This is a genomic window from Hydrogenophaga sp. GW456-12-10-14-TSB4, assembly GCF_059424305.1.
In genome coordinates, this window is sequence record NZ_JBWKZH010000004.1 from 77,108 (window position 1) to 100,987 (window position 23,880).

The 23,880-nt window shown below is 65.2% G+C and carries 27 protein-coding genes and 1 pseudogene; 21 read left to right on the forward strand and 7 right to left on the reverse strand.

Translation table 11 applies throughout. From position 1 onward, the window contains the following. The first annotated feature begins 61 nt into the window (after positions 1 to 61). On the forward strand, positions 62 to 1,108 hold the full coding sequence (locus AC07ZS_RS03410; protein ID WP_494797228.1) for a topoisomerase: 1,047 nt from the start codon (positions 62 to 64) through the stop codon (positions 1,106 to 1,108). 68 nt (positions 1,109 to 1,176) lie between these two features. Here the strand turns inward: AC07ZS_RS03410 and AC07ZS_RS03415 are convergent, their stop codons facing one another. Next, complete coding sequence (locus AC07ZS_RS03415) at positions 1,177 to 2,535, reverse strand: MBL fold metallo-hydrolase RNA specificity domain-containing protein (RefSeq protein ID WP_494797229.1); 1,359 nt, start codon at positions 2,533 to 2,535, stop codon at positions 1,177 to 1,179. A 398-nt stretch (positions 2,536 to 2,933) separates the two neighbouring features. On the opposite strand from AC07ZS_RS03415, the gene AC07ZS_RS03420 reads away from it, so the two are divergent. The 12 genes from AC07ZS_RS03420 (at position 2,934) to AC07ZS_RS03475 (ending at position 12,161) form a co-directional block, all read left to right on the forward strand. Continuing rightward, positions 2,934 to 3,152 carry an HP1242/YdcH family protein gene (locus AC07ZS_RS03420; RefSeq protein WP_494797230.1) on the forward strand — a complete coding sequence of 73 codons (219 nt, stop codon included), beginning with the start codon at positions 2,934 to 2,936 and terminating at the stop codon, positions 3,150 to 3,152. A 40-nt stretch (positions 3,153 to 3,192) separates the two neighbouring features. Then, positions 3,193 to 4,290 carry an NAD(P)-dependent alcohol dehydrogenase gene (locus AC07ZS_RS03425; RefSeq protein ID WP_494797231.1) on the forward strand — a complete coding sequence of 366 codons (1,098 nt, stop codon included), beginning with the start codon at positions 3,193 to 3,195 and terminating at the stop codon, positions 4,288 to 4,290. A 198-nt stretch (positions 4,291 to 4,488) separates the two neighbouring features. After that, the gene (locus AC07ZS_RS03430) at positions 4,489 to 5,010 is read left to right on the forward strand and encodes a hypothetical protein (RefSeq protein ID WP_494797232.1); all 522 of its coding nucleotides are present in this window, start codon (positions 4,489 to 4,491) and stop codon (positions 5,008 to 5,010) included. 22 nt (positions 5,011 to 5,032) lie between these two features. After that, complete coding sequence (locus tag AC07ZS_RS03435; protein ID WP_494797233.1) at positions 5,033 to 6,883, forward strand: PRTRC system ParB family protein; 1,851 nt, start codon at positions 5,033 to 5,035, stop codon at positions 6,881 to 6,883. Between the two features lie 96 nt (positions 6,884 to 6,979). Next, positions 6,980 to 7,489, forward strand: coding sequence for a PRTRC system protein E (locus AC07ZS_RS03440; RefSeq protein WP_494797234.1), 510 nt, complete (start codon positions 6,980 to 6,982; stop codon positions 7,487 to 7,489). A 96-nt stretch (positions 7,490 to 7,585) separates the two neighbouring features. After that, positions 7,586 to 8,044 carry a PRTRC system protein C gene (locus AC07ZS_RS03445; protein ID WP_494797235.1) on the forward strand — a complete coding sequence of 153 codons (459 nt, stop codon included), beginning with the start codon at positions 7,586 to 7,588 and terminating at the stop codon, positions 8,042 to 8,044. After that, positions 8,041 to 9,108, forward strand: coding sequence for a PRTRC system protein F (locus tag AC07ZS_RS03450; protein ID WP_494797236.1), 1,068 nt, complete (start codon positions 8,041 to 8,043; stop codon positions 9,106 to 9,108). Before AC07ZS_RS03445 ends, AC07ZS_RS03450 begins: the two co-directional genes overlap by 4 nt. Positions 9,109 to 9,126: 18 nt before the next feature. Further along, positions 9,127 to 9,867, forward strand: a complete 741-nt coding sequence (locus tag AC07ZS_RS03455; RefSeq protein ID WP_494797237.1) for a PRTRC system protein B — start codon at positions 9,127 to 9,129, stop codon at positions 9,865 to 9,867. Then, positions 9,867 to 10,574: a PRTRC system protein A gene (locus AC07ZS_RS03460; protein WP_494797309.1), complete on the forward strand. Its 708-nt coding sequence runs from the start codon at positions 9,867 to 9,869 to the stop codon at positions 10,572 to 10,574. Before AC07ZS_RS03455 ends, AC07ZS_RS03460 begins: the two co-directional genes overlap by 1 nt. A 53-nt stretch (positions 10,575 to 10,627) precedes the next feature. Beyond that, positions 10,628 to 11,467 carry a PRTRC system ThiF family protein gene (locus AC07ZS_RS03465; protein WP_494797238.1) on the forward strand — a complete coding sequence of 280 codons (840 nt, stop codon included), beginning with the start codon at positions 10,628 to 10,630 and terminating at the stop codon, positions 11,465 to 11,467. Beyond that, positions 11,464 to 11,682, forward strand: a complete 219-nt coding sequence (locus tag AC07ZS_RS03470) for a hypothetical protein (protein WP_494797239.1) — start codon at positions 11,464 to 11,466, stop codon at positions 11,680 to 11,682. Before AC07ZS_RS03465 ends, AC07ZS_RS03470 begins: the two co-directional genes overlap by 4 nt. A gap of 119 nt (positions 11,683 to 11,801) precedes the next feature. Next, positions 11,802 to 12,161: an H-NS histone family protein gene (locus AC07ZS_RS03475; RefSeq protein WP_494797240.1), complete on the forward strand. Its 360-nt coding sequence runs from the start codon at positions 11,802 to 11,804 to the stop codon at positions 12,159 to 12,161. A 41-nt stretch (positions 12,162 to 12,202) separates the two neighbouring features. On the opposite strand, the gene AC07ZS_RS03480 is transcribed toward AC07ZS_RS03475, so the two are convergent. Then, a complete protein-coding gene (locus AC07ZS_RS03480; RefSeq protein WP_494797241.1) occupies positions 12,203 to 13,273 on the reverse strand; it encodes a phage integrase N-terminal domain-containing protein in 1,071 nt (356 codons plus the stop codon). Between the two features lie 1,260 nt (positions 13,274 to 14,533). On the opposite strand from AC07ZS_RS03480, the gene AC07ZS_RS03485 reads away from it, so the two are divergent. From AC07ZS_RS03485 to AC07ZS_RS03505, 5 genes are all read left to right on the forward strand, one after another. Beyond that, complete coding sequence (locus AC07ZS_RS03485; protein WP_494797242.1) at positions 14,534 to 15,565, forward strand: PRTRC system protein D; 1,032 nt, start codon at positions 14,534 to 14,536, stop codon at positions 15,563 to 15,565. Beyond that, positions 15,562 to 15,837, forward strand: coding sequence for a hypothetical protein (locus tag AC07ZS_RS03490; RefSeq protein ID WP_494797243.1), 276 nt, complete (start codon positions 15,562 to 15,564; stop codon positions 15,835 to 15,837). The genes AC07ZS_RS03485 and AC07ZS_RS03490 overlap by 4 nt, the downstream gene beginning before the upstream one ends. Before the next feature lie 139 nt (positions 15,838 to 15,976). Beyond that, complete coding sequence (locus AC07ZS_RS03495; RefSeq protein ID WP_494797310.1) at positions 15,977 to 16,291, forward strand: CFI-box-CTERM domain-containing protein; 315 nt, start codon at positions 15,977 to 15,979, stop codon at positions 16,289 to 16,291. Then, entirely contained in the window at positions 16,288 to 16,833 is a 546-nt protein-coding gene (locus tag AC07ZS_RS03500; protein WP_494797244.1) for a PD-(D/E)XK nuclease family protein, read from the forward strand. Before AC07ZS_RS03495 ends, AC07ZS_RS03500 begins: the two co-directional genes overlap by 4 nt. A gap of 80 nt (positions 16,834 to 16,913) precedes the next feature. Continuing rightward, positions 16,914 to 17,087, forward strand: coding sequence for a hypothetical protein (locus AC07ZS_RS03505; RefSeq protein WP_494797245.1), 174 nt, complete (start codon positions 16,914 to 16,916; stop codon positions 17,085 to 17,087). Between the two features lie 84 nt (positions 17,088 to 17,171). Here AC07ZS_RS03505 and AC07ZS_RS03510 read toward each other — a convergent pair whose 3' ends face one another. The 4 genes from AC07ZS_RS03510 to AC07ZS_RS03525 all read right to left on the reverse strand — a co-directional run bounded on the left by AC07ZS_RS03510 (position 17,172) and on the right by AC07ZS_RS03525 (position 20,337). Next, positions 17,172 to 17,423, reverse strand: a complete 252-nt coding sequence (locus tag AC07ZS_RS03510) for a hypothetical protein (protein ID WP_494797246.1) — start codon at positions 17,421 to 17,423, stop codon at positions 17,172 to 17,174. Positions 17,424 to 17,732: 309 nt separating this feature from the next. Then, positions 17,733 to 19,262 (reverse strand): catalase, encoded by a 1,530-nt coding sequence (locus AC07ZS_RS03515; RefSeq protein WP_494797247.1) that lies wholly within the window; start codon positions 19,260 to 19,262, stop codon positions 17,733 to 17,735. A 213-nt stretch (positions 19,263 to 19,475) separates the two neighbouring features. Then, positions 19,476 to 20,003, reverse strand: coding sequence for a rhodanese family protein (locus AC07ZS_RS03520; protein ID WP_494797248.1), 528 nt, complete (start codon positions 20,001 to 20,003; stop codon positions 19,476 to 19,478). Positions 20,004 to 20,025: 22 nt separating this feature from the next. Beyond that, positions 20,026 to 20,337, reverse strand: coding sequence for an ArsR/SmtB family transcription factor (locus tag AC07ZS_RS03525; RefSeq protein WP_494797249.1), 312 nt, complete (start codon positions 20,335 to 20,337; stop codon positions 20,026 to 20,028). 82 nt (positions 20,338 to 20,419) lie between these two features. Here AC07ZS_RS03525 and AC07ZS_RS03530 point away from each other — a divergent pair, with 82 nt between their 5' ends. Together AC07ZS_RS03530 and AC07ZS_RS03535 are read left to right on the forward strand one after the other, a co-directional pair. After that, positions 20,420 to 21,289, forward strand: a complete 870-nt coding sequence (locus AC07ZS_RS03530; protein ID WP_494797250.1) for an MBL fold metallo-hydrolase — start codon at positions 20,420 to 20,422, stop codon at positions 21,287 to 21,289. A 10-nt stretch (positions 21,290 to 21,299) separates the two neighbouring features. After that, positions 21,300 to 21,692: pseudogene (locus AC07ZS_RS03535) on the forward strand (MFS transporter); the annotation flags it as partial. Between the two features lie 19 nt (positions 21,693 to 21,711). Here AC07ZS_RS03535 and AC07ZS_RS03540 read toward each other — a convergent pair. Then, entirely contained in the window at positions 21,712 to 23,484 is a 1,773-nt protein-coding gene (locus AC07ZS_RS03540) for a SulP family inorganic anion transporter (protein ID WP_494797251.1), read from the reverse strand. Between the two features lie 70 nt (positions 23,485 to 23,554). On the opposite strand from AC07ZS_RS03540, the gene AC07ZS_RS03545 reads away from it, so the two are divergent. Next, a complete protein-coding gene (locus tag AC07ZS_RS03545; protein WP_494797252.1) occupies positions 23,555 to 23,878 on the forward strand; it encodes a metalloregulator ArsR/SmtB family transcription factor in 324 nt (107 codons plus the stop codon). The last annotated feature ends 2 nt before the right edge of the window (positions 23,879 to 23,880 follow it).

Genomic DNA, 23,880 nt, shown 5'->3' on the forward strand with positions numbered 1-23,880 from the left:
AGTTGAGGCGATGGCAAAAAGAGATCCCGCAAAGACCCTGCGCAATCAGAAGATCGCCAAGTTGACCGATGAAATCAACGAGCTTCTTGAAGATGTGCTTGATTTGACGGACTATGAGAACGAACACTCTCTGAATGCGACTTACGGCGGAAAGTACGCGGAGTACATCGACATCAAGAACGAGGTGATCGACACGCCGGAACAGTTCGTGGCCTTGTACCTCCAGGGCTTTCTGCGAACTCTGGAGGGCTTGGGCATCTACGCACGGGCAGGCAACCGTTACTACGATGCTTATGTCCATGTCCGACAGCACAGGAAGGTGCTCAAATGGCTCAAGCTCTTTTTGACGCGCACCTATCTCAGGAACTATGACGCCCTGTCCAGGAAGCGGCCAGAAGTCGAAGAGGCGGAGATCTGGATCGGCCAGAAAAACGCCGCCTATGGAATCTTCGTGACGCCGAGGTTCAAGAACGGGGCATGGGAGAACGACAAGAGCGAGATCCGGCATTTCAAGCCGAAGTACTGGACGATCGGACATATCCTGGAGACTGGATTCGTCATACCCGATGAGGACGAGCGCATCACGTTCAACGACGTCGAGCAGTACCTTTCGTTCTTTCGCAACACCCTTGTGCGGAACTCAGGCTCGGCCCATGAGCTTGCCATTGCCAAGCTTTACTGCGAGTTCGTTCGAGACAGCGCAGTACCGGAAGATGTGCCTCTGCTCATTCCCGAACTGCGCTACGGCGGGAAAGATGTCAAGCACGAGCACCGACTGGATTTCACTGTCATCGACCCGTACACGCTGTCGAAGGTTGGTTTCGAACTGTCTCCCTGGTCGACGCATGGCCTTCTGTCCGGTACCAAGGGCAAAACCCAGAAGGCCATCAACGAAGAGGCGCAAGCCAACTTCGAGAGGGAGATGTCGAAATTGAAGGCGTACTTCCGCAAGCGTGGGATCCCCGTGATCGTCTACACGGACAAGGATCTCCAGGACCATGGCAAGATCTTTTCCGATATCGAGGACTACCTGACGCCGGCCAAGCTACCCAAGCAGCTGGAGTTCCATGCGTTAGAAGACTTTCTTGCGTTCAAGCCACCGAAGTGATGCCAGGGCGCGGCGCATGGCGCTGAGCATTCGCAGTCGACCGGCCGTCTCCAGCTGCGGGCTCCGCTCTACAAGGTGAATACTTGGTCCTGTCGGGAAACCACTGCGTTCCAGCCGAGTTCGCGCTCCACGCGCTTGCGCAGGGCGTCCGCGGCATCGGGCTCTCCGTGAACAATGAAGACCCGCCGAGGTGCACGCCGGAATCCACCCAGCCAACGCAGCAATTCCTGGCTGTCGGCGTGCGCGGACAGCATGGGAAGTTCCGCGACCTCGGCGCGAACCGGGACCCACTGGCCGTGAATCTTCACCTCTTGCGCACCCTGGAGCAGCGAGCGGCCCCGGGTACCGGCCGCCTGGAATCCCGAGAACAGGATGGTGTTGCGGTGGTCTGTCCCGAAAGCGGCGAGGTGGTGGAGTACCCGCCCGCCGGTGGCCATGCCACTGGCGGACACGATCACCTTGGGAAAACGGTTGGCTGACAGCGCCTTGGATTCCTCCACGTCACGCACATAGGTCACGGCCCCGCACGCTGCCTCGTAGTCCCGTGCCTTGAGCTTGTGGTCTTTCGGGTAGTCGTGCAGCAACTGGCTGGCGCTCCCCGCCATCGGGCTGTCCAGGTAGACGGGGAGGTTGCGCAGACGCCCGGATTCCTTGAGTTGCCAGAGGTGGTAGATCAGGGACTGGGCACGTCCGACGGCAAAGGCCGGTATCACCACCGTCCCCCCGCGCTTGACGGTACGTTCGACCACGGCACCGAGTGCCTCGACAGGATCGGCCACCTCATGGCGTCGGTCGCCGTAGGTGGATTCGATTACCACGTAGTCCGCTTCAGGTACGGGCTCGGGATCGTTCATCACAGGATCGTCATAGCGGCCCAGATCGCCCGAGAACACGATGCGCCGTCCGGCGATGTCGATCTGCGCCGTCGACGCCCCCAGGATGTGACCCGCACCGCGCAGGAGCAGGGAGGCGTCGCCCGGCAGCGCGACGGACTTGTGCGATGGCACCGGTACGAAGGCCTGAAAGGCACGCTCGGCCTCGCGCACACCATACAGCGGCAAGGCGGGATGGTGCTTGGAGAATTCCTTGCGATTGGCGAAGTCGGCATCTTTTTCCTGGAGGTGGGCGCTGTCCTTCAGGATCAACTCGGCCACGGCCCGGGTGGCGGGGGTCGAGTAGATGCTTCCGGCAAAGCCATCCTTCACGAGTTTCGGCAGATAACCCGAATGGTCCAGGTGTGCGTGCGTGAGGACTACCGCATCGATGGAGCGGGGATCCACAGACAACGGCTCCCAGTTGAGCTCGCGCAGATTCTTCAGGCCTTGGAAGAGACCGCAATCGACGAGCAGGCGTGTCTGGCCGTGGGTGAGCAGGTGTTTGGAGCCGGTGACGGTGCCGGCACCACCCAGAGAAGAGAGCGTGAGCATTCGGTTTTCGTGCTGATTGATCAGGCGCGGGACTAGGAGAACCGGCAGGGCGCTGGGCCGCAGGAGTCGGCCGTGCTTGATCTCCGAATGGAACCTCGCAAATGCCGAATCCGAAGGTTCTCCCAGGCGATCTTGCGCACCGCCAGGGTCCGAACCCCGCTGGCCGTGTTCTTTTCAAAGTGACAGTAGCACGAAAGTTGCGCTCTCTAGGCTACGCACCGGCCTAATGGCCCACCTCGACTCGGCGCTTGGCCTGGTCGTTGACATGGATCAACTGAACGGAGCCGGTCGGCCCGGATACTGGTCCCAGTTCAAGGCATGCGCTCAAATCGCGTCCTGCCCGGTGGGGCGGGGGGTGCCGTGTCCCTGCGACGTTCAATGAAAGCGAAGGCGATCCGATGTTTCCTGAGTACCGAACGCTCATCACAGCGCTCAAGCACAGCGACCAGCACTTCACGCGCTTGTTCGACCATCACAACCACCTCGATCAGAAGATCAAGAACATGGAGGCGCAGATACAGCCAGGAACCGGCTTGGAGATCGAAAGCCTGAAGAAGGAAAAGCTGCGACTCAAGGACGAGTTATACGCTGTGCTCAAGAAGGCCAGCGGCCACTGAGCCCGACATCCTGTTCTTTGAAACCGTACCGGGAGTGCATATGGCCGCGCTGATGAAAGCCGCAGTGTTCGTCGAGAAGGACCGCATCGAGGTGGTCGACAAGCCGATCCCCGACGTGGGCCCCAACGATGCGCTGATCCGCATCACCACCACGACCATCTGCGGCACCGATGTGCACATTCTCAATGGCGAATACCCGGTCGCCAAGGGCCTCACCGTCGGCCATGAACCGGTTGGCGTGATCGAGAAGCTGGGCAGCGCGGTGCAGGGCTACGGCGAAGGCCAGCGCGTGATCGCAGGAGCGATCTGTCCAAACTTCAACTCTTATGCCGCACAGGATGGCGCGCCTTCGCAGGACGGCAGCTACCTGGTCCCTCAAGGCCTGTGCGGCTGTCACGGCTTCAAAGCCACGGCTGGCTGGCGCTTCGGCAACCTGATCGATGGCACCCAGGCCGAGTACGTGCTGGTGCCGGATGCGCAGGCCAACCTGGCCCCGATCCCGGATGGCCTGACCGATGAGCAGGTGCTGATGTGTCCCGACATCATGTCCACCGGCTTCAAAGGCGCGGAGAACGCCAGCATCCGCATCGGCGATACCGTGGTCGTGTTCGCCCAGGGGCCTATCGGCCTGTGCGCGACGGCAGGGGCGCGCTTGCTGGGCGCTTCCACCATCATCGCGGTGGACGGCAACGACCACCGCCTGGATATCGCAAAGAAGATGGGGGCGGACCTCACGCTCAACTTCAAGGACTGCGATGTGGTCGACGAGATCATGAAGGCCACCGGCGGACGCGGCGTGGATGCATCGATCGAGGCGCTGGGGACGCAGGCCACGTTCGAGTCGGCCCTGCGCGTGCTCAAGCCGGGCGGGACACTCTCCAGCCTGGGCGTGTATTCGAGCGATCTGACCATCCCGCTGTCTGCTTTCGCGGCAGGCCTGGGCGACCACCGGATCGTCACGGCGTTGTGCCCCGGCGGGAAGGAGCGCATGCGCCGGTTGATGAACGTCCTCGCTTCCGGGCGAGTCGACCTCGGTGTGATGGTCACCCATGAGTACAAGCTGGAGCACATCGTGGCCGCCTACGACCTGTTCGCCCACCAGCGCGATGGTGTTCTGAAAATCGCCATCAAGCCCTGAGGCCAGTGCCTGCAGCAGTCGCACGCACGGCGCAGGCGCCTGCGGCGGCAGATCCGAACCGCTGACCAGTTCTGCATCAATACGGGAGTAAGGCGGGAGCATTGGCGAGTCCTCTCGCTTACGCCCTCCCCATGGTTCGCCCTTGAAGCCTTTGCGCGTCCCGCAACGATGGGCGCATGGCTTCAAGTAGAACCGACCATGACGACCCATCTCACGGCGATGGCCACGGCCTTGGCCGTGCGCAATGCCTGCGCGCGCCAGAGCGAAAACGACCGCCCACTCGACAACCTCGACCTCGACGCCATCGTTCGCCGGGTGATGCACTCGTTTGCGCAATGCCTGCCTTGCGCGGATGACGTGTTCGATGGCATCGCGCAGGCGATCCAGGCACAGAGCCATTGCACGCCCCTCCAGGCCTTCTCGCAGGTGCTGGGCATGGTGGACCCGGCGCGACCGTTCGACTACTCGCCCTGGCGGCACGGTGGCTGGTATGTGAGCGGGGTTCGCTATCCGAGCGGTGCCTGTGGTTGCGTCAGCCGCAACTACCCCGACAAGAAGTGGCGCATCGTTTGCGACAGCCGCAGGGGCGACTTGAACGCGCCCGGTGATGTGACCTTTCGCTCGCGGGACGAGGCGGCACGCGCCGAACAGGTGCTTGCGCTGCAAGCCTGGGTGGCGGTGATCCGTCCCTCGGCCGAGGGGAACGGCCATGGGACTTGAACATGCTGACCTCGGCGGGAGCATGGGGGCATCCCACCCGATACAGCCAGGAGGCCCCGTGACCCCAACCACCCAACCGACCCTGCCGATCCGCCGGATCGTGCAGGGCAAGAACCCCCGCGAATACTTCGATCCCGACGAGATGGCCGAACTGGAGGAGGGCATCCGCGCTGTCGGCGTGCTCGAACCCATCGTCGTGCGGCCCGTGCCGGGCACCGACCTCTTCGAGATCATCGCCGGTGAGCGCCGCTGGCGCGCCGCCAAGAACGTCTTCGGCGACGACTACGACATGCCGGTGGTCATCAAGGACGCCAGCGACGAGACGGCCGAAGCGATGTCGGTGATCGAGAACTACCACCGCGCCGCCATGTCGCCGTCCGAGGAAGCCCGCGCCGCGCAACGCCAGTTGCTGCGCCAGCGCGGCGACAAGGAAGAAACCGCCCGCCTGATGGGTTGGTCACCCGAGGTGCTGGAGCGGCGGCTGGCGCTGATGGCCTGCACGCCCACGGTGCTCAAGGCATTGACCACGCGCAGCATCCAGCTTGGCCATGCCGAACTGCTCTCGGGCATCCCCCCGGAGAAGCAGGACAGCGTGCTGGCGGGCGTCCTGGCGCAGAAGGTGCCGGTGGCCGTGCTCAAGTCGCAACTCGGGCGCTTTGCACGGCGGCTCGCCGACGCGATCTTCGACACGGCGCAGTGCAGCGGCTGCGCCCACAACTCGGCGCGGCAGGCTGGGCTTTTTGCGGAATCCCTGGGCGAGGGCTACTGCCAACACCCCAGCCACTTCGAGGAAGTGACGCTGCAAGCGGTCCAGGCCCGCGCCGACGCGCTGCGCGACGAGTACCCGGTGATCCGCATCGTGAAGGTGTCGGACGGCTTCACGCCGCTGCCGCTGACTGCCGAGGGCGAACTCGGTGTCGGCGCGCCGCAGTACACGTCCTGCCAGGGGTGCCAGTCCTTCGGCTGCACCGTCTCGGCGATGCCCGGCAGCTACGGCGAGGTCAGTCGGTCCCTGTGCTTCGACGCCGCGTGCAACAGCCAGAAGGTGGCCCTCTGGCGCAAGGCCCAGCGCGATGCGCAGGCAGCGGTGGACGAGGCGTCAGGCAAGGGCGCGAAGCAGTCCACCGCGAAGGTGTCTGGCAAGGCGGGCCAGAAGGCCAAGGCCGGGCACAAGACCGTTGCAGCATCGGCCCCGACGAACCAGACCCCGCAACGCGTGGTCGCGCATCGCCTGACCGAGTGGCGCAAGTGGCTGGCCAAGGCCCTGATGGCGCAGCCGCAGCGCAGCCAGCGCGTGCTGATCGCCCTGGTGCTGGCCGGTCGTGGCGCCGACCTGCGCGAGGCGCAGTTCCGCAATGCCTTCGACCGGATGGCAGGCCAGACGGCGCCTGCCGCGTTCGGTGTGCGGGGTGGGCTCCAGCGCGCCGACGCTGCGCCCGAAGCCCAGCTGGATCGCCTGCTGCAAGCCGCCACGGCATCCGCTGCCTTCGGCGTGAACACCAGCGACCTGGAACTGCTGCTGAACTACGCCGAGGTCGATGAAGGTCGGTACTTCCAGTGGGACAAGGCGTTCCTCGACCTGTTCACGATGAGCGAACTGGAGAGCCTTGCGGCCGAAGTCGGCCTGAAGAAGGCCATGGGCACGGGCTTCAAGGGGGCGCGCGCCAGCAAGAAGCAGGAGTTCATCGCCGCCTTGCTCAAGGTCCAAGGCTTCAGCTACCAGGGCACGGTACCCGCCGTGATGCGCTACCGGCGCCAGCGGGTCCTGTCCGATGGCGCGCAGGACGGCGCCGGCGTCGAAGCGGATGAGGTGGAAGGCTCCGAAGCTGCCGCCAGCCATTCGGACATTCAGCCGGAGACGGCTCCGGCCTGACCGCCATCCACACCCTGGACAGCAGGGGGGCCGGTCCTAGCATGGTCTGGACGGCCCCGGCGGGGGACACGTCCCCACATTCCCAAGGAGCATGACATGACGATGTTTGAAGAATTGTTCGCGCTGGCTTGCAGCACCACGCTCACAATGACGGTGAGCGCCGACGAGAAGTCGGGACGACTGACGGTCAACGTGATCCCGAAGCCCAGGCCGGATGCGGGCGAGCCCGCGCTGGCGCAGCCCCTGAGCCTGACGGCCACCCCGCAGGAGTTCGACACAGGGTTCATTGACGCCCTGCGCGGCTTCCGCGAAGTCCGCCAAAGCCTCGCGGAGCAGGCCGAAGCCACCAAGGAAGTGATCGAGGCGGCCAAGGCGGCCTCCGTGAAGAAGGCCAGTGACGCGACGACCGAGGCCGCAGCGCCCAAGCCGACCATCAGCAAGCCCGCACCCACGCCCACGGCCGCGCCCACTGCCACAGCCACGGCCACGGCCAGCCCCGCGCCGCAGGACGACGACGAAGGAGCGGACGGCGCCGATGCCCGGCCCCAGGCGGCAACGGCAGGCGCTGCCACGGGGGATGGCGAGTCTTTCGACCTGTTCGGATGAGCCGCCGCAGCGCCCTTGCGCCGAGGGCGTCCGGCGAGAGACTGACTGCAAGGCCATCGCCGTGGTGGCCGCACCGACCCGCTAGGAGCCATCCCCATGTCGATCCAAGTCACCCCCATCGTCCGCACTTTCACCTACAACGGCATCCTGCTGCCGGACGTGCCCGGCCTCGAACCACGCGAAGTGCGCGATCTGTACAGCGCCCAATACCCCGAACTGGTCAGCGCCGAGGTCGAGGCCGGCGTGGTCGCCAACGGGCGGCAGGACTTCACCTTCCGCAAGGCGGTGGGCACCAAGGGCGCGGGCACCCATGACCCTGCGCGGCAGCTGCCGCCCGGCCCGCGTCTCGCCGCGCTGCTGGCGCAGGTTCAAGCCACAGAGAGCGGCACGCAGAGCGCCACCGGCAAGCTGTCGCGCGCCTTGTCGCGGCCCACCGTGCAGGCCCGCTCGGCGGCCTGGAGCCGCTTCGCTAACCGCACGCAGGAGAAGGCGCGTCAGGATGCCGCCGTCCACCGCACCAGCGCCACCAGCGACATGCTGTCGCCACTGCCATGAGCATGTGCGCCACACCCACCGCCGCGCCGATCCTCGCGCTGCCGGTCCTGTCTGCGGCGGTGCCGCTCACCGTCGCATCGACCACCCAGGCGCAGGCCAATGCCTCGCTGTGCCGTTTCCTGATCGATGCCGGTGCGGTGCGCGAAGAGGACTTGCCGCAGGCGGAGCCCGACCCCCTCAAGGCGTGCGAACATGCCATCGACGCATGGATCAAGCGGCAGGTCGGCAGGCTCCAGTGCCTGGAGCCCCGCTTCGCGGTCAGCGTGCTGGACGAGCACGGCCACTACCCGGCCATGCGCGCCGGGCGGCAGACCGCCTATGCCCAGCTCGACGTGTACTGGTGCGAGTACCGCGAGGCCGAGTGGGCGGTCGGCGAGCGCCTGGAGGCACTCAACGCGGCCATGCCGAACCTGGGAATCACCGTCCTGCAGGTGCTGCGCGAGCAGAGCCGCTATGTCTACCCGCTGTTCACCCCGGACATTGCCGTCGACGTGGCGTCCTATGTGTACTGGCAGGGGGAGATGGATGAGGAAGCCGCGCTGGACATGATGTGCGAGGACGGCGAGGAGGCCGACCGCGAAGCCATGCGCGAGGAATTGGTGACGCGCCGCATGTTGGATGCGGCCTACCCGGAGTGGGCGCGGCGCTGGCAGCACCGACCTGCCAAGGGAGAGCGACGGCGCAAGGGCGCTGCGGCGTGGCGGCCATGCAGCCTGCGCCAAGCCGCCAAGACGCTGGCCGACCCGCATCTGCGCCAGATCGCCGCCGATGCGCTGGCGCTGTCCCGCCTCACGCTCACCGACGACTTCAAGCCCGAGATCGAGGGCGAATACATCGGCTTCGGCGCGGTGCTGTCCTGGGACGAGGGTGACGTCACCACGCGCATCTATGACGACCTGCTCAATCTCGCGCATCAGGCAGAGCACTGCGACCGCATGGGCGAGGTCCAGATTCCCCTGAGCGACCCCGGTGCGCTGGGTGCCTGGTTCCACCGGATGGGCCAGCGCTTCGAGGCCATCGGCCTGATCGACCGCTTGATCTATGCGCTGTCCCTCGGAGACTGAACGCAGGAGGTTCTACCCATGACTGAAGCGGAGTTTTCCATCCAGACGCCGACCGACAACGTGCTGACGCTGGACAAGGCCGTGCTGTTGTACCACGGACGCTCGGGCGGCGCGCTCGCCACCGTCCACGAGGTCCTGACCGTGGAAGGCGCGCCGGTGATCGGCGCGGGCCGTGCCATGACGGCCCAGGCCGCACGCGAACTGGCTTCGGCCTTGCTCCAGCGGGCCGCGCATGGCGGCTTCCTGCCCGAGACGGTGCTGTACGTGCATGGCGACGTGCTGGTGTGGTGGGTGCCCCCGGCGCGCCGACACATCGCATTCCGCGTGGGCGACGATCATGCGGAGTCCTTCGGCGGCACGGAGCGCGGCGAAGCCGTCCCAACGCCAGGACTCGTCTTTGCCGCATCCAGCCGCGCGTGGCGGGTGTGGGCAGTCAAGGGCACGCGCCGCCCGACGCCGAAGACGCCGCTGTTCCAGGCACCGTTCTTCAATGTCGATGGCCACGGCCGCATCTGCCAGGGCAACGTGCCAGTGCCGGAAGGCACCACCGTGGAGAAGATCGGCGCTTGGAACGACGCTTTCCTGCGCTCCTACTTCACCCATCCCAACGTGGCAGGCAAGCTGCTGCGCTACCGGGGCGGCTCCTATGCCTTCTGGCGCGACCTGCTCGACCAGCGGTTTGTCCGCTTTCCCGAGCGCGTGCTCGTCGATGCCAAGACCACGCTGGGCCAACTGCTCGGTGAGCCGGAGGACGCATGATGGACATGCTCGACCCCAGGGACCAAGCTCTGCTGGCCGCATGCCCGGTGGTGGCTGCGCCGCGCTTCGGCAAGCTGCCTGACATGGCGAACGGCCAGCGCATCATCGTCGCGCGCAACGGGTGGTTCGTGCAGACCCGCCTCGACTGGCTCGACAGCATTTCGGCGCTCGGTCTGGACGCGCCAGCCATGCGCCTGCCCTACGGCGAGGTCCAAGAGCGCCTGCGGTTCAGCTTCGGCCCGCTGCCGATCAAGTTGATCGAGGAATTCGTGGCCTACGGCCGCGAACACCTTCCCAATGAAGTCGCCGGGGTGTTGATCTACTCGCGCAGCACTGGGCGCCTGCGCCTGGACTTCTGCGATGCCGAGTGGTCATCGCCGGTTCGCATCGACTACCGCAGGCCGCCGATGGCGCGTGACGAGACGGTGGCCGTGGACCTGCACACGCACGGTCGTGGCCCGGCGTTCTGGTCAGCCGACGACGATCGTGACGATCAGGGAATCGCGGTTGCGGGCGTGTTCGGCCTGCTGGACCAGCCTGCGCCGATGGCGTGTTTCCGCCTCGTGATCAACGGCCTGTACAAGTCGCTGCCACGCCACCCTTGGCAGGGGCCGCCGGCGCTGCCCTTCACCCCGGAGAGCGGTGATCCCGGCTACGCAGGCGACGGCTGGATGCGGCGCGTGATGCGCCGCTGGCACCGGGCTTGAAGGCGACGCCCATCGCGCGAGACTGACCGCAGGACATTGAACTGGAGCGACTGGTGGAACACCTGATTCATCCGAAACTGCTGGGACGCCGCGTGGCGGTGCACTTGGTCGGCATGGGCGGCAACGGCGCGCAGATGGCGGCCTGCCTCGCCCGCCTGGACATTGCGATGCGCGCGCTGGGCCATCCCTACGGCCTGCACGTCACCGCGTTCGACGCGGACCGTGTGAGCGAGGCCAATGTCGGGCGGCAGTTGTACAGCGCCGCCGACATCGGCCGCCACAAGGCCCTTGTGACCATCCACCGCCTGAACCAGTTCTACGGGCTGGATTGGGAGGCCCATCCGATGCGCTACGAGGACCACGTGAACGGCGAGCGGTTCTCAGCCGGCGCCGATTTGCTGATCAGTTGCGTGGACAGCCGCTCGGCGCGGGGCATGCTCCATCGCATCGCGTGGCGCGACAGCAGCCGATACCGCTACTGGCTCGACCTGGGCAATACCGAGGCCACGGCGCAGGTGGTGCTGGGCGAGCCCGAAGGTGGGTCGGCGTCGGAGCCGGGCGCAACCGGGCCACGGCTGCCGTGCGTGACCGAACTGTTCCCTGAATTGCTCGACGACAGGGCACCCGAGGACAACCTGCCGTCCTGCTCGGTGCGCATGTCGCTGGCCTCGCAAGGACTGTTCGTCAACGACGTAGCGGTGCGCTTCGCGGCGCAATTGCTCTACGAGTTGTTCTCCAAAGGACGCCTGTCTGCGCACGGCGTCGTTGTCAACCTGGAGTCCAAGCGCAGCGGCCCCATCGAGGTCGACCCGCGCACTTGGGCGCGATTCGGGTTCCAGCGTGAAGTCGCGGCGGCCGAATCCACCGACTCAGAAAGCGTCACCGAAGCATGAAGCGAATGGGAATGACGCGATGGAATGTGCGCGTGCTGCGCGAAGGGCAAGGCATCCACATTGGGCAGGTGGCCGAGTCCACGGAGGCATTGGCACGTTGCGCGGCGCTCTCGCACTATGGCTTGTGCGAGGACGAGGTAGAAACCGCTGGGATTCGATTGCGCACGGCAGTCATCTATCCCGACGAGGACTTTGAAGTATCCATGGCGATCTGAGTCGCCAGCGCTGGAGTTGGGTCGCATCCAGGGCGTGCTATAGACTCCCACTGCGGTTTGGACGTACACGTCCTTGCCGATCATTGGGTTCTTTCAAGTCCACTCGCACCAATACTTTCATGGCTCGCAACAAACTGACGCTCAAGGAAATCGACGCGGAGATCGCCAAGCTCCAACAGCAGGCGCACGCCATTCGTGATTCGGAGAAAGCGGATGTCATCGCGCGTATAAAGGATGCCATCGGCTACTACGGCATCACCGCATCGGACTTGGGCCTCGGTTCCGCCGCTCGCAAGGGGAGCAAGGCCGTCAAGTCAGACAAGGCAGCCGAAACGGCTGGCAAGACCAAGCGCGGAGCCGGGCGCATCAAGTTCAAGGATGGTGCCGGCAATTCGTGGTCAGGCTTCGGCCCGAAGCCCAAGTGGTTCAACGAAGCGCTGGCCAGCGGCAAGACCGCTGACGAACTGAGGGCTGGCTGACCGCGCATCTTCGCTCGGTCGCGCACTGGCATCTGCAACGCTCAGGTGCTGCGGTTGCTGGGGATCGGTCGTGGCAGCATGGCGCCGATGTAAGCCGTGCTTGCTCTCATCCTCGAATGGCCGGCTCGCTCGGCCACGGCGAGTCGGGCCGCCCGATCCAACTCTGGCGCCACGGGTCCGCCGCCTCGCACTGGCGATGGCACGCCCGTCACGTCCTCATAGAGATCATTGAAGTTGCCGTGGCGCAGCCCGTGGCCCGTGGTGCCCGCCAGGCGCTTGGTGATACCGAACTTCTCCAGCGCGTAGTCGAGCCGACGCAGGTTGCGCTTCAGGCTCAGCGCCGGATCGCCCATGTGCGCGTCGCGGCTCGTGACCAGCGAGCGTGCAAGCGCCACCGCTGCGCGCTGCTGCTCAGTGGCCAATGCGACCCAGCGCGCCCGGCCGCCCTTGCCCTTGGTCCACACATACTCATCCGCTTGGCGTTGCTCGGCCGGCAGGCCTGTCTGCTCGAACGCCACGACGTGCTCGAACGGGCGGAACATCACCGACTCCTTGCGCCGCAGCGCCAGCACGTCCCCCAGCCGCATCGATGCGGCGATCCGCGCATCGTATTGCGCCACCTGGGCGAGAACGGTGTCCACGTCGATGCCTTGCGCGCTCCAGCTCTTGTCGTGCTGGGCGTACTCGTGCCGCTGGTACTCCTCCAGACTCAGGCCGTAGCGCGCGGGCGGGAGGACGAGGCCTGGCTTGTTCATCCACGACGCGAGCCCACGCAGGAAGCTCATGTAGGTCTGGATAGTCGCGGGCGCCAGCACTTCGCGCTTCCATACCTGCACCATGGCGTGCAGGTGCTTCTGCCCGAGGTTGCGCGGATCCGGCACGGTGTGAAAGCCAGCCTTGAGTTTGAGGTCCAGGAAGAAGCGCCGCAGGAAGCGCGCTCGTTCGGCGCGGGTCTTGTGCGAGACGGTCTTCTCTCGCGCCGTGTGCCGGGTGTTGAACAAGCCGATCAGGGTTTCCAGCACACGCATCGGATCGGCATGACCCGGCCGCAGGCGGGCGAGGATTTCCTGGGGTGTCTTCCCCGCCCAGGCTTGGGGGCGGGGTTGATCCATGCCCCGGATGCGTCCCGGGCTCCCAAAGTCGGCCGGGCGGCGTGAAGTTTTCGTCGTCATCATCTTCTCCAAGTGAAGTGAACGACGCGCCGCCCGAACGGCGCGCCGGCAGGAATCCGGTAAGACCGGCTCCAGCGACGGATTCCGTCATCCGCTGGAGCGGGTGGTCAGGCATTCGCGGCAGCGCGCGCGACCACAGCGCGCGCCGCCGACCCAGGGGTTGCGCCAGCCACATGCGTGTGCAGGGGCCAGCTCGGTCGGTCTTAAAAATGAAAACGTGTGATCCGGCTCCGTACGTGCATTTCTGCAACCACGGAGGCTGTTGACGCGCCACCGCCTCTGGGGCGGGCAGCCGCGTCGGCGCCGAGATCGGGTCTCGCGCCTACTGGTGGATCAATCCTGGAATTCGCAGCGCCATCTGCGCGCATGGGTCCGCCCCTGACCGAAAGTCCAGGGCGGTGTCGAGCAATTGAGCGGGGACCAGCGTGGAGCCCATGAGGGCAAGCACAACCGCTGGCGGCGTGGAACACGCGTGCTCAGGTGATGGCGGGATCGGGAACCGGCATCGGGTGCCGGGTCAGTCAATCGACGGCCTTGACGCACTTCCAAGAGCGCCCAGCCACAGGGCTGGCGAAGGTCGAAGGCGCATGCACTACGAAACATAACCTCGGGGCGGTCGCCTCGGGGGCGACGGCCACCCCGGTTCAGGACCGGGGCTTGAAGGGCAGGTAACGACTGCGACGCCTTTTGCTCCGCGATGGAGCGGGCCAAGGTAGGCCCTCGGGAGTCTGTAGTGGATGACGAAAGGGGCTTGCAGGTCAATGCGGGCGTAGCAATGCGACGGCATGAAACCAGGGTTGCCGTTGGCGCTTGCGGACACGCGACGGCGTGATAGGGCCGATTTAGTGTCCCGCAGGGCCGCAGAGCGAAGCTGCATGCGGGCTTGACAGGGAAAAGCTCTGCCTCTGGTCCCGGACCGGTGCGCTCAAGGTGGGCGAGGGCGGCGGCGTCGCGCCGGTCGTCCGCGTGCGGGCGGGGTTGACGGGTATCGAACGGGTGAGACCGTGGTGACACACATGCGATCCGAGGCGGCTTGGAAGCTCGGAAGGTGTCAGGGCGCTGTGGCTGTTCTCACATCGAAGTGACGGTCGGAAGTGCCCGATGCCGAAATCCGGTTCATTTCATTCGGATTGCAGGTGGCATGGATGCGTCGGATTTTCGATGCTGATTGGCATGGTTTTTCACTTCTGGAGCACTCTCATGGAATTGATCGTCAGGGCGGTGGATGTCGGGTCCGGCAACACCAAGTTCGTCACCGGCGTCACAGGCGCCGACATTCGCTGCGGCAGTTTCCCGTCGGTCGCGTATCCGTCCAGCGGCGAGACGCCGCACTGGCCGGCCAGCGAGCGGCGCAAGACCGTCTGCATTCCGGTTGGGCCGTTGTTCTACGAGGTCGGTCCGGATGTAGGCTTGGCTGCAGACACATTCCGGGCTAAGCAATTGCATGACGAGTACACCGACTCGCCGGAGTACATGGCACTGCTGCGCGGCGCGCTCAGCATGATGAAGGTGCCCCACATCGACCTGCTGATCGTCGGACTGCCGGTGGCGCTCTTCACGCTGAAGAAGGCGGCGCTCGAGAAAGCCATGGTCGGCGACCACCAGGTCGGCGGCGGCAAGACCGTGACCGTCGCCAAGGCGATGGCGGTAGCCCAGCCGCAAGGCGCGTTGGTCCACTACGCGGCCGAGCACGAGAAGATGACGACCATCGGCACTGAGCAGAGCTTGGTGATCGATCCCGGCTCGCGCACCTTCGACTGGCTGGTCACGCGCGGCATGCGCCTCGTGCAAAAGCAGTCGAACTCGATCAACCGCGGCATGTCCGACGTGTTGCGCCTGCTGGCGACTGAGATCTCCAAGGACATCGGAACGCCGTACCGTGACTACGACGCGATCGACCTGGCCCTGCGCACCGGCAAGGCGCCCGTGATCTTCCAGAAGCCCTACGACATGAAGCGGCACCTGCCGCTGGCCGAGAGCGTCGCGCAGCAAGCGGTCTCGACGATGCGCCAGTGGATCGAGACGCCCGAGAGCTTGCAGAACATCATCCTCGTGGGCGGTGGCGCCTTTCTGTTCAAGAAGGCGGTCAAGGCCGCATTCCCGCAGCATCGCATCCACGAGGTCAAGGAACCGATGTTCGCCAACGTGCGCGGATTCCAGTTGGCGGGACAGAACTACGCCGCCAGCGCGCTGGCCTCCGGCCGCGACCGCGGGGCAGGGGAGGTCGCATGAACGGGAACACGCAGCAAGACCCCAGGCCGGTCCGGCTGGTGTTCGAACTGGCGCGCGCGGACAACCCGCGGCTGTACGACGAACTGGTGCGCTTTGCGCAAGGTGCGAAGCGGGTCAACAGGCTGCGCGTGCTGGCATACGACGGGCTGCTTGCGCAGTACGGGGTCTTCGGCCAGGCAGACGGAGTGGTGACAGGGCCGGTACGCAGAGAGACTGCGCCTGGATCGGCGGCGGTGACCAACGAGGTCTTCGCGCCCGGGCTTGCCGAATGAGGTTCACATGTCAAGGCACCGGGTGGACCGCCGGGGTGAGGTGAGTGCCAAGGACTTGGCCGAGATGGGCTTTTGCGAGAAGCGGGTACTGCTCGCGCAGCTGTACGGCGACCGTGCAAGTCCTGCCCAACGCGCGGCGATGATCCGTGGGCGCGACCTGCACGTTCAGTACTACCGAGAAGGCCAGGCCTCAGCAACTGATCGCCGGTGCTTCGTCGCGACTTTCCTTTTCGGCGAGTCTGCCCCTGAGACGCATGCGTTGCGCAGGTACCGGGACGTTGTGATGCTGCGCAGGCCATGGGGCCGTTGTTTCGTTCACTGCTACTACAGCATTGGCCCGACAGCTTGCTGGATCCTTGACCGGAGTGCACTGCTGCGGAGGTTTACGCGTCGAGTGCTCGCTGACCTCTCGCAGCGATGTGGACAGGCAGTAGGAAGGAGGGATGCGGGATGACGACGATATTTTGGATGTTGATGCTCGCGTTCGTCGCGGCTGTCCTGTTTGCGTGGCGCCGACGGGGTGGCCTCGGCGCTGGGGAACTCGCTTCCCGACCACGTGAGCTGGAGGGAGCCTGGCTCGTGTACATGGAGAAGCAGTTTCGCTCGAGAAGCCCTATCTCGCTGGTCGCCAGGCTTGATCGAGCCTACCGACTGCCGAATGGACGCATCGTTCTCGTGGAACTGAAGACCAGATGGGCCGACCGGGCTTACCTCAGCGACATCATTCAGCTGTCGGCGCAGAAGCTCGCCCTGGAAAGCCAAACTGGAGAGGTGGTTGAGCCGTACGCGTTCGTCACGGTTCTTCAGCCGACCCACCGTCGCCGCTGGCAGTCGCATCGCGTGATGCTGCTCGACGCGGGTCAGCTGCTTGCGTTGGCGCGACGCCGTGAAGCAATCCTGGCTGGCCGAGTTGCTCCGACATATGCGGCTTCGAGTCGCGCGTGCGTCGACTGTGCGTTTCGCTCCCGTTGTGATCGGGCCGATGCACGGGGTTGACACGCGTGTCTGACGTGCTTTCATGTAGGGGCGGGTCCGTAGTGACGTGAATCCTGCGTACTGAAAGGAGAAGTAGAGATATGGCAGCAGGGATGGAGAAGTTGACTGCGCTGAAGGTGGCGCCGCTGAACAAGCCCGGTCGCTATGCGGACGTCCACTCCGCCATCAAGTTCTTTTTAATTGTTGACTTGAAAGAAAAATGCCACCTTCGGGTCAATGCCAATCAGTTAAGCCCTGACTGGCATTTTTTGTAGGGAAATTTGCTGCGAGAGCGCTTGACCTCGCGGGGGAAGCTTCGCCCGATACGACGTGCTGGAAGCACGAAGTAACGGGCTTGCTCAAGCAACCGTTGCAGGTGGTTCTTGCACCACTTCATGGCGCAGATTGTCCTTGGCACGCATGAGCCAATAACGCTGGGCGCCGGCCTGCTGCCAGTCCATCAAGAACGCTGCGGAGAAATACGCGCGGTCAAACAGCGTGATGGAATGATCCAGGCCGCGCAGATCGGCCCCCAGCGTCAACTCGCCGCAGTCGTAGCCCCCCGGCTTGGCATCGAGCAACTCGTGGCTATCCGTATCGAGCAGGCACACGCCTCGCACCATGGGCCAAGGCTGAGGGCCCTATTGGGTCAAACCACTGCCCAGCACCTGGCGGTTGTCCCGGCTGTCGGGCGCAGACCAAACCACACCATCGACTGCCAACACGCGCAAAGACTCTGGATGCACCGGCTGGGCTCGCCCCAGGCGTCGGTGAGCAGGCCAAACAGATGTGCCAAGGGTTCAGCCCCCAGTCTTGGACGGGCCTGAACACTGCGGCTGGGCACAGGTAAATCCGGCCCATCGAGAGTGAGCGCCATCTCTTGCACGCCCTGCCACAGCGGCATATGCGGGAGGTTGAAATCAGGCGGGCAGCGGCACGAGAGAGTTGTCGAACATCGGGTCCGCCTCCTTTGACGCCAGCGCCTTGACCAGGTCGATGCCCAGCGCCTTGGCGACCCCAGCACCGTAGGCCGGGTCGGCGGCGTGGCAGTTGCGGATGTGGCGGAACTTGATGAACTCGGGCGCGTCGCCCATGGCGCGGCCGGTGTTGCCGAACAGCGCTTCTTTCTGCGCACCGCTCATCAGCTGGAACAGCTTGCGCGGTTGTTCGAAGTAGTTGTTGTCGTCTTCGTGGTACGACCAGAACTTGGCCGCGCCGGTCAGTTTGAGCGGCGGCTCTTCAAACTGTGGCTGGGCCTGCCACTGGCCGAAGCTGTTGGGTTCGTAGTGCGGCCGGCCGCCGTAGTTGTCATCTACGCGGCCCAGGCCATCGCGGTGGTTGCTGTGAACCGGGCAGCGCGCGCGGTTCACCGGGATTTGCTGGTGATTCACGCCCAGGCGGTAGCGCTGCGCGTCCGCATAGTTAAACAGGCGAGCCTGCAGCATGCGGTCGGGGCTGACACCGATGCCTGGCACCAGGTTGCTGGGCGAGAAGGCGCTTTGCTCGACGTCGAGGAAGAAGTTTTCAGGATTCTTGTTCAGCGTGAACTCGCCCACCTCGATCAGCGGGTAGTCGCCCTTGTACCAGACCTTGGTGAGGTCGAATGGGTGCAAGCGGTACTGCTCTGCCTCCAGTTCGGGCATGACCTGGATGTACATCGTCCACTTGGGGAAGTCGCCACGCTCGATGGCGTCGTACAGGTCGCGCTGGTGGCTTTCGCGGTCCTTGCCGACCAGTGCCTCGGCTTCTGCATCGGTCAGGTTCTTGATGCCCTGCTGGGTACGGAAGTGCAGTTTGACCCAGAAGCGTTCGCCATCCTGGTTCCAGAAGCTGTAGGTGTGCGAGCTGAAGCCGTGCATGTGGCGGTAGCTGGCGGGAATGCCACGGTCGCTCATCACCACGGTGACCTGGTGCAGCGCCTCGGGCAGCAGCGTCCAGTAGTCCCAGTTGTTGCGCGCGCTGCGCAGGTTGGTGCGCGGGTCGCGCTTGACCGCCTTGTTCAAGTCTGGGAACTGGCGCGGGTCGCGCACAAAAAACACCGGCGTGTTGTTGCCGACCATGTCCCAGTTGCCCTCTTCGGTATAGAACTTCAGGGCAAAGCCGCGGATGTCGCGCTCGGCGTCGGCGGCGCCGCGCTCACCGGCCACGGTGGTGAAGCGGGCGAACATGTCGGTCTTTTTGCCGACTTCGCTGAAGATCTTGGCGCGGGTGTATTTGGTGATGTCCTTCGTCACCGTGAACGTACCGAAGGCGCCGGAGCCCTTGGCGTGCATGCGGCGCTCGGGCACCACTTCGCGCACGAAGTTGGCCAGCTTCTCGTTCAGCCAGACATCCTGCGCCAACAGGGGGCCGCGTGGTCCGGCGGTGAGGCTGTCGCGGTTGGTGACCACCGGCGCACCGAAGTCAGTGGTCAGGTGGGTTACGGGGCAACGCTTGGCATCATCTTTCATTGTGGGACTCCTGGGGGTAGAAAGACCAGCGGGACGCCGGATGGGCGGCTGGTCGGGGTATGATAGCTAACATGTATTAGTACGTGGATTTGATAGTTTTTATTGCGCCCATAGTCGACAGCCCAGGACCGCTCGGCGACGCTGAGCACTCGGCCAGCACCTTCCAGCCCGGCTCCATCACACGCTGGCACAAAAGGGCTCGATCGCAGGTGGTCACCCGGCCAGTGCGTTGCGGTTCCAGGGCATGTGCATCAGCACCCGAGCCAGCCCGCAGAACCCCGAGGCGCCGGCGAAGACCAGTCCCGCGCCCACGAAGCCCGAGAGCGCATGGAACCACGGCGAGACCGTGGCGCCCAGCACCGCCCCCAGCACGATCAAAGACCCGGCAGCAATCTGCACCTGCCGTTGCAACTCCAGGGGTTGAGAGGCATCGGCCACGACGGGCAGGCCCGCTTTCTTCCAGGCGTCCAGCCCCCCTTCGAGAACGTAGGCGTCGCAGGCCGCGCAGGCCCCCAGCGCCGACGCGTTCACCCGCGTCCGGTTGCCCGAGCGGCAATGGAAGATGACGGCCGAAGCGCCGTCGAGCGGCAGGCCGCCGCTTTGTAGGCGGTCCATGGGCACATGGCGCGCCTGCGCGATGCGCTCACGGGCGTGTTCGTCCGCGGCACGGATGTCCACCAGGATGGCACCCTGGTTCACGAGTTCGCTGGCGGCTTGGGGCGAGATGGATTTCAGGGACATGGGGATGGCCTCCGTTGGCAGATCATGGGCAGAAGATGGTCTTGAGCGTGGCGATGAGCTGCGCCACGTCCGGGTTTTCAATGCGGTAGTGCAGGGTCTGCGATTCGCGCCGGTAAGCCACCAGGCCTTCCTCGCGCATCTTGGCCAGGTGTTGGGACAAGGCGGACTGGCTCAGTGCCACGTGCTCGTGCAGGGCGCCGACGGTCATCTCGCCGTGCTCGATCAGCAGGCAGAGAACGAGCAGGCGATGCTCATTGCCGACCGCCCGCAGCATGGCCGCGGCTTTGCTCGCGCCGTCCTGCAAAAACGTCTGGTCTTTCTTGTTGAGCGTCATGGCAACTTGTACTTCATTAAATTCTAATTTAGTATAAACTAATAAATAGTCAAAACACCTCTTCCAAAACAGGACACTCCCCATGCAATCCGCTGCCCAGATTCAGGCTTTCTTCGATGAGGCCACGAACACCGTGACCTATCTGGTGTCCGATCCCGCGACGCGGCAGGCGGCCGTGATCGACCCGGTGCTCGACTACGACCACCGCAGTGGCAAGGTGTCGACCACATCGGCCGACCAGGTGCTGGCTGCTGCGAGTGCGCAGGCGCTGGAGGTGGTCTGGATCCTGGAGACCCATGCCCATGCGGACCACCTGAGCGCGGCACCCTACCTCAAGGCACGCACCGGTGCGCGGGTGGCCATTGGGGAGCACATCCGCGATGTGCAAGCCATCTTCCGGCCGGTGTTCAACCTGGACAACGTGTCCGGCGACGGCGGGGAGTTCGACCGCCTGCTGCGCGATGGCGAGACCTTGAGCATCGGCAGTTTGGCGGTGGACGTGCTGCACACCCCAGGCCACACGCCTGCGTGCGTGTCCTACCGCTTGGGCGACGCCGTGTTCGTGGGCGACACCTTGTTCATGCCGGACTACGGCACCGCGCGTGCCGACTTCCCGGGCGGCAGTGCCCACACCCTGTACCAATCGATCCGCAAGCTGCTCGCGTTGCCACCCGAGACGCGGCTGTTCATGTGCCACGACTACAAGGCGCCCGGCCGCGACAGCTACGCCTGGGAGAGCACGGTCGCCGAGGAGCGCGCACGCAACGTGCACGTCCACGACGGCGTGGGCGCGGACGCGTTCGTGGCCATGCGCCAGCGCCGGGATGCGACGCTGGCCGCGCCCACGTTGCTGCTGCCTTCGATCCAGGTCAACATCCGGGCGGGCCGGTGGCCCGAGGCCGAATCCAACGGGGTTCGCTATCTCAAGATCCCGATGCGCCTGCCCGCATGAGCGCACCGCAGGCCACCTGATCGCACGTTTCGGCAAGATCGCCATCACGGCACTGGGGCTGGTGTTGATCGCGGCCTCGGGCCTGCTGGCGCTGGCCGGACTCGCACGGCTGCACTTCTGGGGCTCGCTGATCGTGCTGGACGGAGGTTGGAACTTCGGCTTCATCGGCGCCACGGCCAGGGTGACCGACTGCGACCCCACGCCCGAGCGCGCCAAGGTGCAGGCGCTCAACGACTTCCTGGTGTTCGGCACGGTGGCCGCCGCTTCCTTCGGGTCGGGCAGGTTGCTCAACACCTCGGGCGGAGACGCCATCAACAGCCCGATGCTGCCGCTCATCGCGGTTGTGCAGGCCATGCTGGCCTGGCACAACCGCGATCACTCGCCGGTGACCATCGCGCCATGAAGCCTTGTGCCAGGCCGATTCAGACAAGGCTTTCCGGGGCCAGTGCGGCAATGGCCTGGTAGTGGGTGAGGTGGATTCGTCCGCCGATGTGCGCCAGGAAGGGCGTGCGTGAGAGCCGGTCCATCATGGGCCCCTTGACTTCCGACAAGTGCAACTGGATGTCGGCCTCGCGCAGCCGCGCCTCGATGGCTTCCAGGCTCTCCAGCGCGCTGGCGTCGATGTCGTTGATGGCCGAGCATTGCAGCACCACGTGGCGCAGTTCGCCTGGTGCCTCAGCGACTGCGCCGTTGATGCGGTCCTCCAGGTAGCGCGCATTGGCGAAATACAGGCTTTCGTCGATTCGCAATCCCAGCACATGCGGGCTGGTGCGTACCCGGTGCCGCAGCACGTTGCGGAAATGCTCCGTGCCCGGCACCTGTCCGACCACGGCGATGTGCGGGCGGCCGCTGCGGTACAGGTGCAGCGCCAGGGCCAGGCCCACGCCGGCCACCAGGCCGACTTCCACACCAGCCAGCAAGGTGGCGACCAAGGTGGCCGACACCACCGAGAAATCGAAGCGCGAGTAGCGCCAGGTGCGCCGCAGCATATCCAGGTCCACCAGCGCGAGCACCGCCACGATGATGGTCGCCGCCAGTGTCGCCTGTGGCAGGTGGTGCAGCAATGGCGTGAACAGCAGAGTCGCCACGGCGATGCCGGCCGCCGTGTAGATGCCCGCGGCCGGCGTCTGCGCGCCCGCATCGAAATTGACGACCGAACGTGAGAAACCACCGGTCACTGGCAGGCCGCCACTGAAGGCGGCAGCCACGTTGCTGGCGCCGAGTGCCACCAGTTCCTGATCGGGCTCGACCCGCTGGCGCCGTTTGGCCGCAAGGGTCTGCCCGACGGAGATCGACTCGACGAAGCCGACCACGCTCAGCAGCAAGGCCGGCGCGGCCAGTTCGGCCAGTTGGGTCCAAAGGGCCGGGCTCCAAGCGGGAGGCGTGAAGGGCGGCAGGCCTTGCGGAACCACCCCCACCACGCGCACGCCATGGCTCGTGGCGAGGTCCCAGTGCCACACCGCCACCGTGGTCGCCGCGATGGTCGCCACGGGGCCGGCCTTGGCCAGCGCGTCGGCCAGGCGTGGACCGATGCCGAGACGAAGGAGCAAGGATTTGAGCCGCTTCCGCGCCCACCACAGGAAGGCCAGGACCGCCAAGCCAAGCGCCAGTGCATGGCCATTGGCGTGCGGCAGGCCCCGCCACAGCGCGGGCAGCAGTTCGGGCAGGGTGTCGCCCGACGCCGCAATGCCCAGCAGGTGCTTGACCTGGCCGACGGCGATGAGAACGCCGGACGCAGAGATGAAGCCGGAAATGACGGGATGGCTCAAGTAGTTGGCGAGAAAGCCCAACCGCAGCAAGCCCATCGCGGTCAGCATCAGGCCGGACAGCAGCGCCAGCAGCAGGGCCGCTTCTCCATAAGCGACGGAGCCCACCGCCGCCACCTGGCCGACAGCCGCCGCCGTCATCAGCGAGGTCACCGCGGCCGGCCCGACCGCCAGCATGCGGCTGCTGCCCAAGACCCCGTAGGCCAGCAGTGGCAGCATGCTGGCGTACAGCCCGGCCTGGGGCGGCAGGCCGGCGAGCAGCGCATAGGCCAGGCTCTGCGGGATCAGCATCAGGGTGACGATGCCGGCTGCCAGCAGATCGCCGGTGAACTGGTCCCGGTCATAGTGCCGACCCCACGACAGGATGGGGAGCCAACGATCGAACGGGCGTGAGCTGAAGGAGCGCGGAGCGTGAGTCGAGGATCGCATGCGGGGGGCTTGAAGCAATATATGTTTTTATAGTTTATATTTTTATGAATCAAATGAGAGGGCAACCCCCATGAACGGCCAGAAGACGCCCAGCCACACGCCCGAACAACTCCGCGAGCACGCGGGCGAGGCCTGTGCCTTGCTGAAGGCGCTCGCCAACGAAGACCGGCTGATGCTGTTGTGCCAGATCGCGCCCGGCCGCCAGAACGTGGGGGAACTGGAAGAGGCCACGGGCATCCGCCAGCCCACCTTGTCGCAGCAACTGGCCGTGTTGCGGCAAGAGGGACTCGTCGACACCGAGAAAGAGGGGAAGTTCGTCTACTACCGCCTGACCAGCGACAACGTCGTGCGCGTCATGCGCACGCTCTGGGACATCTATTGCGCCCCGAAGTGACG

Coding starts and splice junctions, on each gene's coding strand:
- AC07ZS_RS03415 (WP_494797229.1), bottom strand. CDS start 2,535: ATGCTCACGCTCTCTTCTCTGGGTGGTGCCGGCACCGTCACCGGCTCC.
- AC07ZS_RS03420 (WP_494797230.1), top strand. CDS start 2,934: ATGTTTCCTGAGTACCGAACGCTCATCACAGCGCTCAAGCACAGCGAC.
- AC07ZS_RS03425 (WP_494797231.1), top strand. CDS start 3,193: ATGGCCGCGCTGATGAAAGCCGCAGTGTTCGTCGAGAAGGACCGCATC.
- AC07ZS_RS03430 (WP_494797232.1), top strand. CDS start 4,489: ATGACGACCCATCTCACGGCGATGGCCACGGCCTTGGCCGTGCGCAAT.
- AC07ZS_RS03435 (WP_494797233.1), top strand. CDS start 5,033: ATGGGGGCATCCCACCCGATACAGCCAGGAGGCCCCGTGACCCCAACC.
- AC07ZS_RS03440 (WP_494797234.1), top strand. CDS start 6,980: ATGACGATGTTTGAAGAATTGTTCGCGCTGGCTTGCAGCACCACGCTC.
- AC07ZS_RS03445 (WP_494797235.1), top strand. CDS start 7,586: ATGTCGATCCAAGTCACCCCCATCGTCCGCACTTTCACCTACAACGGC.
- AC07ZS_RS03450 (WP_494797236.1), top strand. CDS start 8,041: ATGAGCATGTGCGCCACACCCACCGCCGCGCCGATCCTCGCGCTGCCG.
- AC07ZS_RS03455 (WP_494797237.1), top strand. CDS start 9,127: ATGACTGAAGCGGAGTTTTCCATCCAGACGCCGACCGACAACGTGCTG.
- AC07ZS_RS03460 (WP_494797309.1), top strand. CDS start 9,867: ATGGACATGCTCGACCCCAGGGACCAAGCTCTGCTGGCCGCATGCCCG.
- AC07ZS_RS03470 (WP_494797239.1), top strand. CDS start 11,464: ATGAAGCGAATGGGAATGACGCGATGGAATGTGCGCGTGCTGCGCGAA.
- AC07ZS_RS03475 (WP_494797240.1), top strand. CDS start 11,802: ATGGCTCGCAACAAACTGACGCTCAAGGAAATCGACGCGGAGATCGCC.
- AC07ZS_RS03480 (WP_494797241.1), bottom strand. CDS start 13,273: ATGGATCAACCCCGCCCCCAAGCCTGGGCGGGGAAGACACCCCAGGAA.
- AC07ZS_RS03485 (WP_494797242.1), top strand. CDS start 14,534: ATGGAATTGATCGTCAGGGCGGTGGATGTCGGGTCCGGCAACACCAAG.
- AC07ZS_RS03490 (WP_494797243.1), top strand. CDS start 15,562: ATGAACGGGAACACGCAGCAAGACCCCAGGCCGGTCCGGCTGGTGTTC.
- AC07ZS_RS03495 (WP_494797310.1), top strand. CDS start 15,977: ATGATCCGTGGGCGCGACCTGCACGTTCAGTACTACCGAGAAGGCCAG.
- AC07ZS_RS03500 (WP_494797244.1), top strand. CDS start 16,288: ATGACGACGATATTTTGGATGTTGATGCTCGCGTTCGTCGCGGCTGTC.
- AC07ZS_RS03505 (WP_494797245.1), top strand. CDS start 16,914: ATGGCAGCAGGGATGGAGAAGTTGACTGCGCTGAAGGTGGCGCCGCTG.
- AC07ZS_RS03515 (WP_494797247.1), bottom strand. CDS start 19,262: ATGAAAGATGATGCCAAGCGTTGCCCCGTAACCCACCTGACCACTGAC.
- AC07ZS_RS03520 (WP_494797248.1), bottom strand. CDS start 20,003: ATGTCCCTGAAATCCATCTCGCCCCAAGCCGCCAGCGAACTCGTGAAC.
- AC07ZS_RS03525 (WP_494797249.1), bottom strand. CDS start 20,337: ATGACGCTCAACAAGAAAGACCAGACGTTTTTGCAGGACGGCGCGAGC.
- AC07ZS_RS03530 (WP_494797250.1), top strand. CDS start 20,420: ATGCAATCCGCTGCCCAGATTCAGGCTTTCTTCGATGAGGCCACGAAC.
- AC07ZS_RS03540 (WP_494797251.1), bottom strand. CDS start 23,484: ATGCGATCCTCGACTCACGCTCCGCGCTCCTTCAGCTCACGCCCGTTC.
- AC07ZS_RS03545 (WP_494797252.1), top strand. CDS start 23,555: ATGAACGGCCAGAAGACGCCCAGCCACACGCCCGAACAACTCCGCGAG.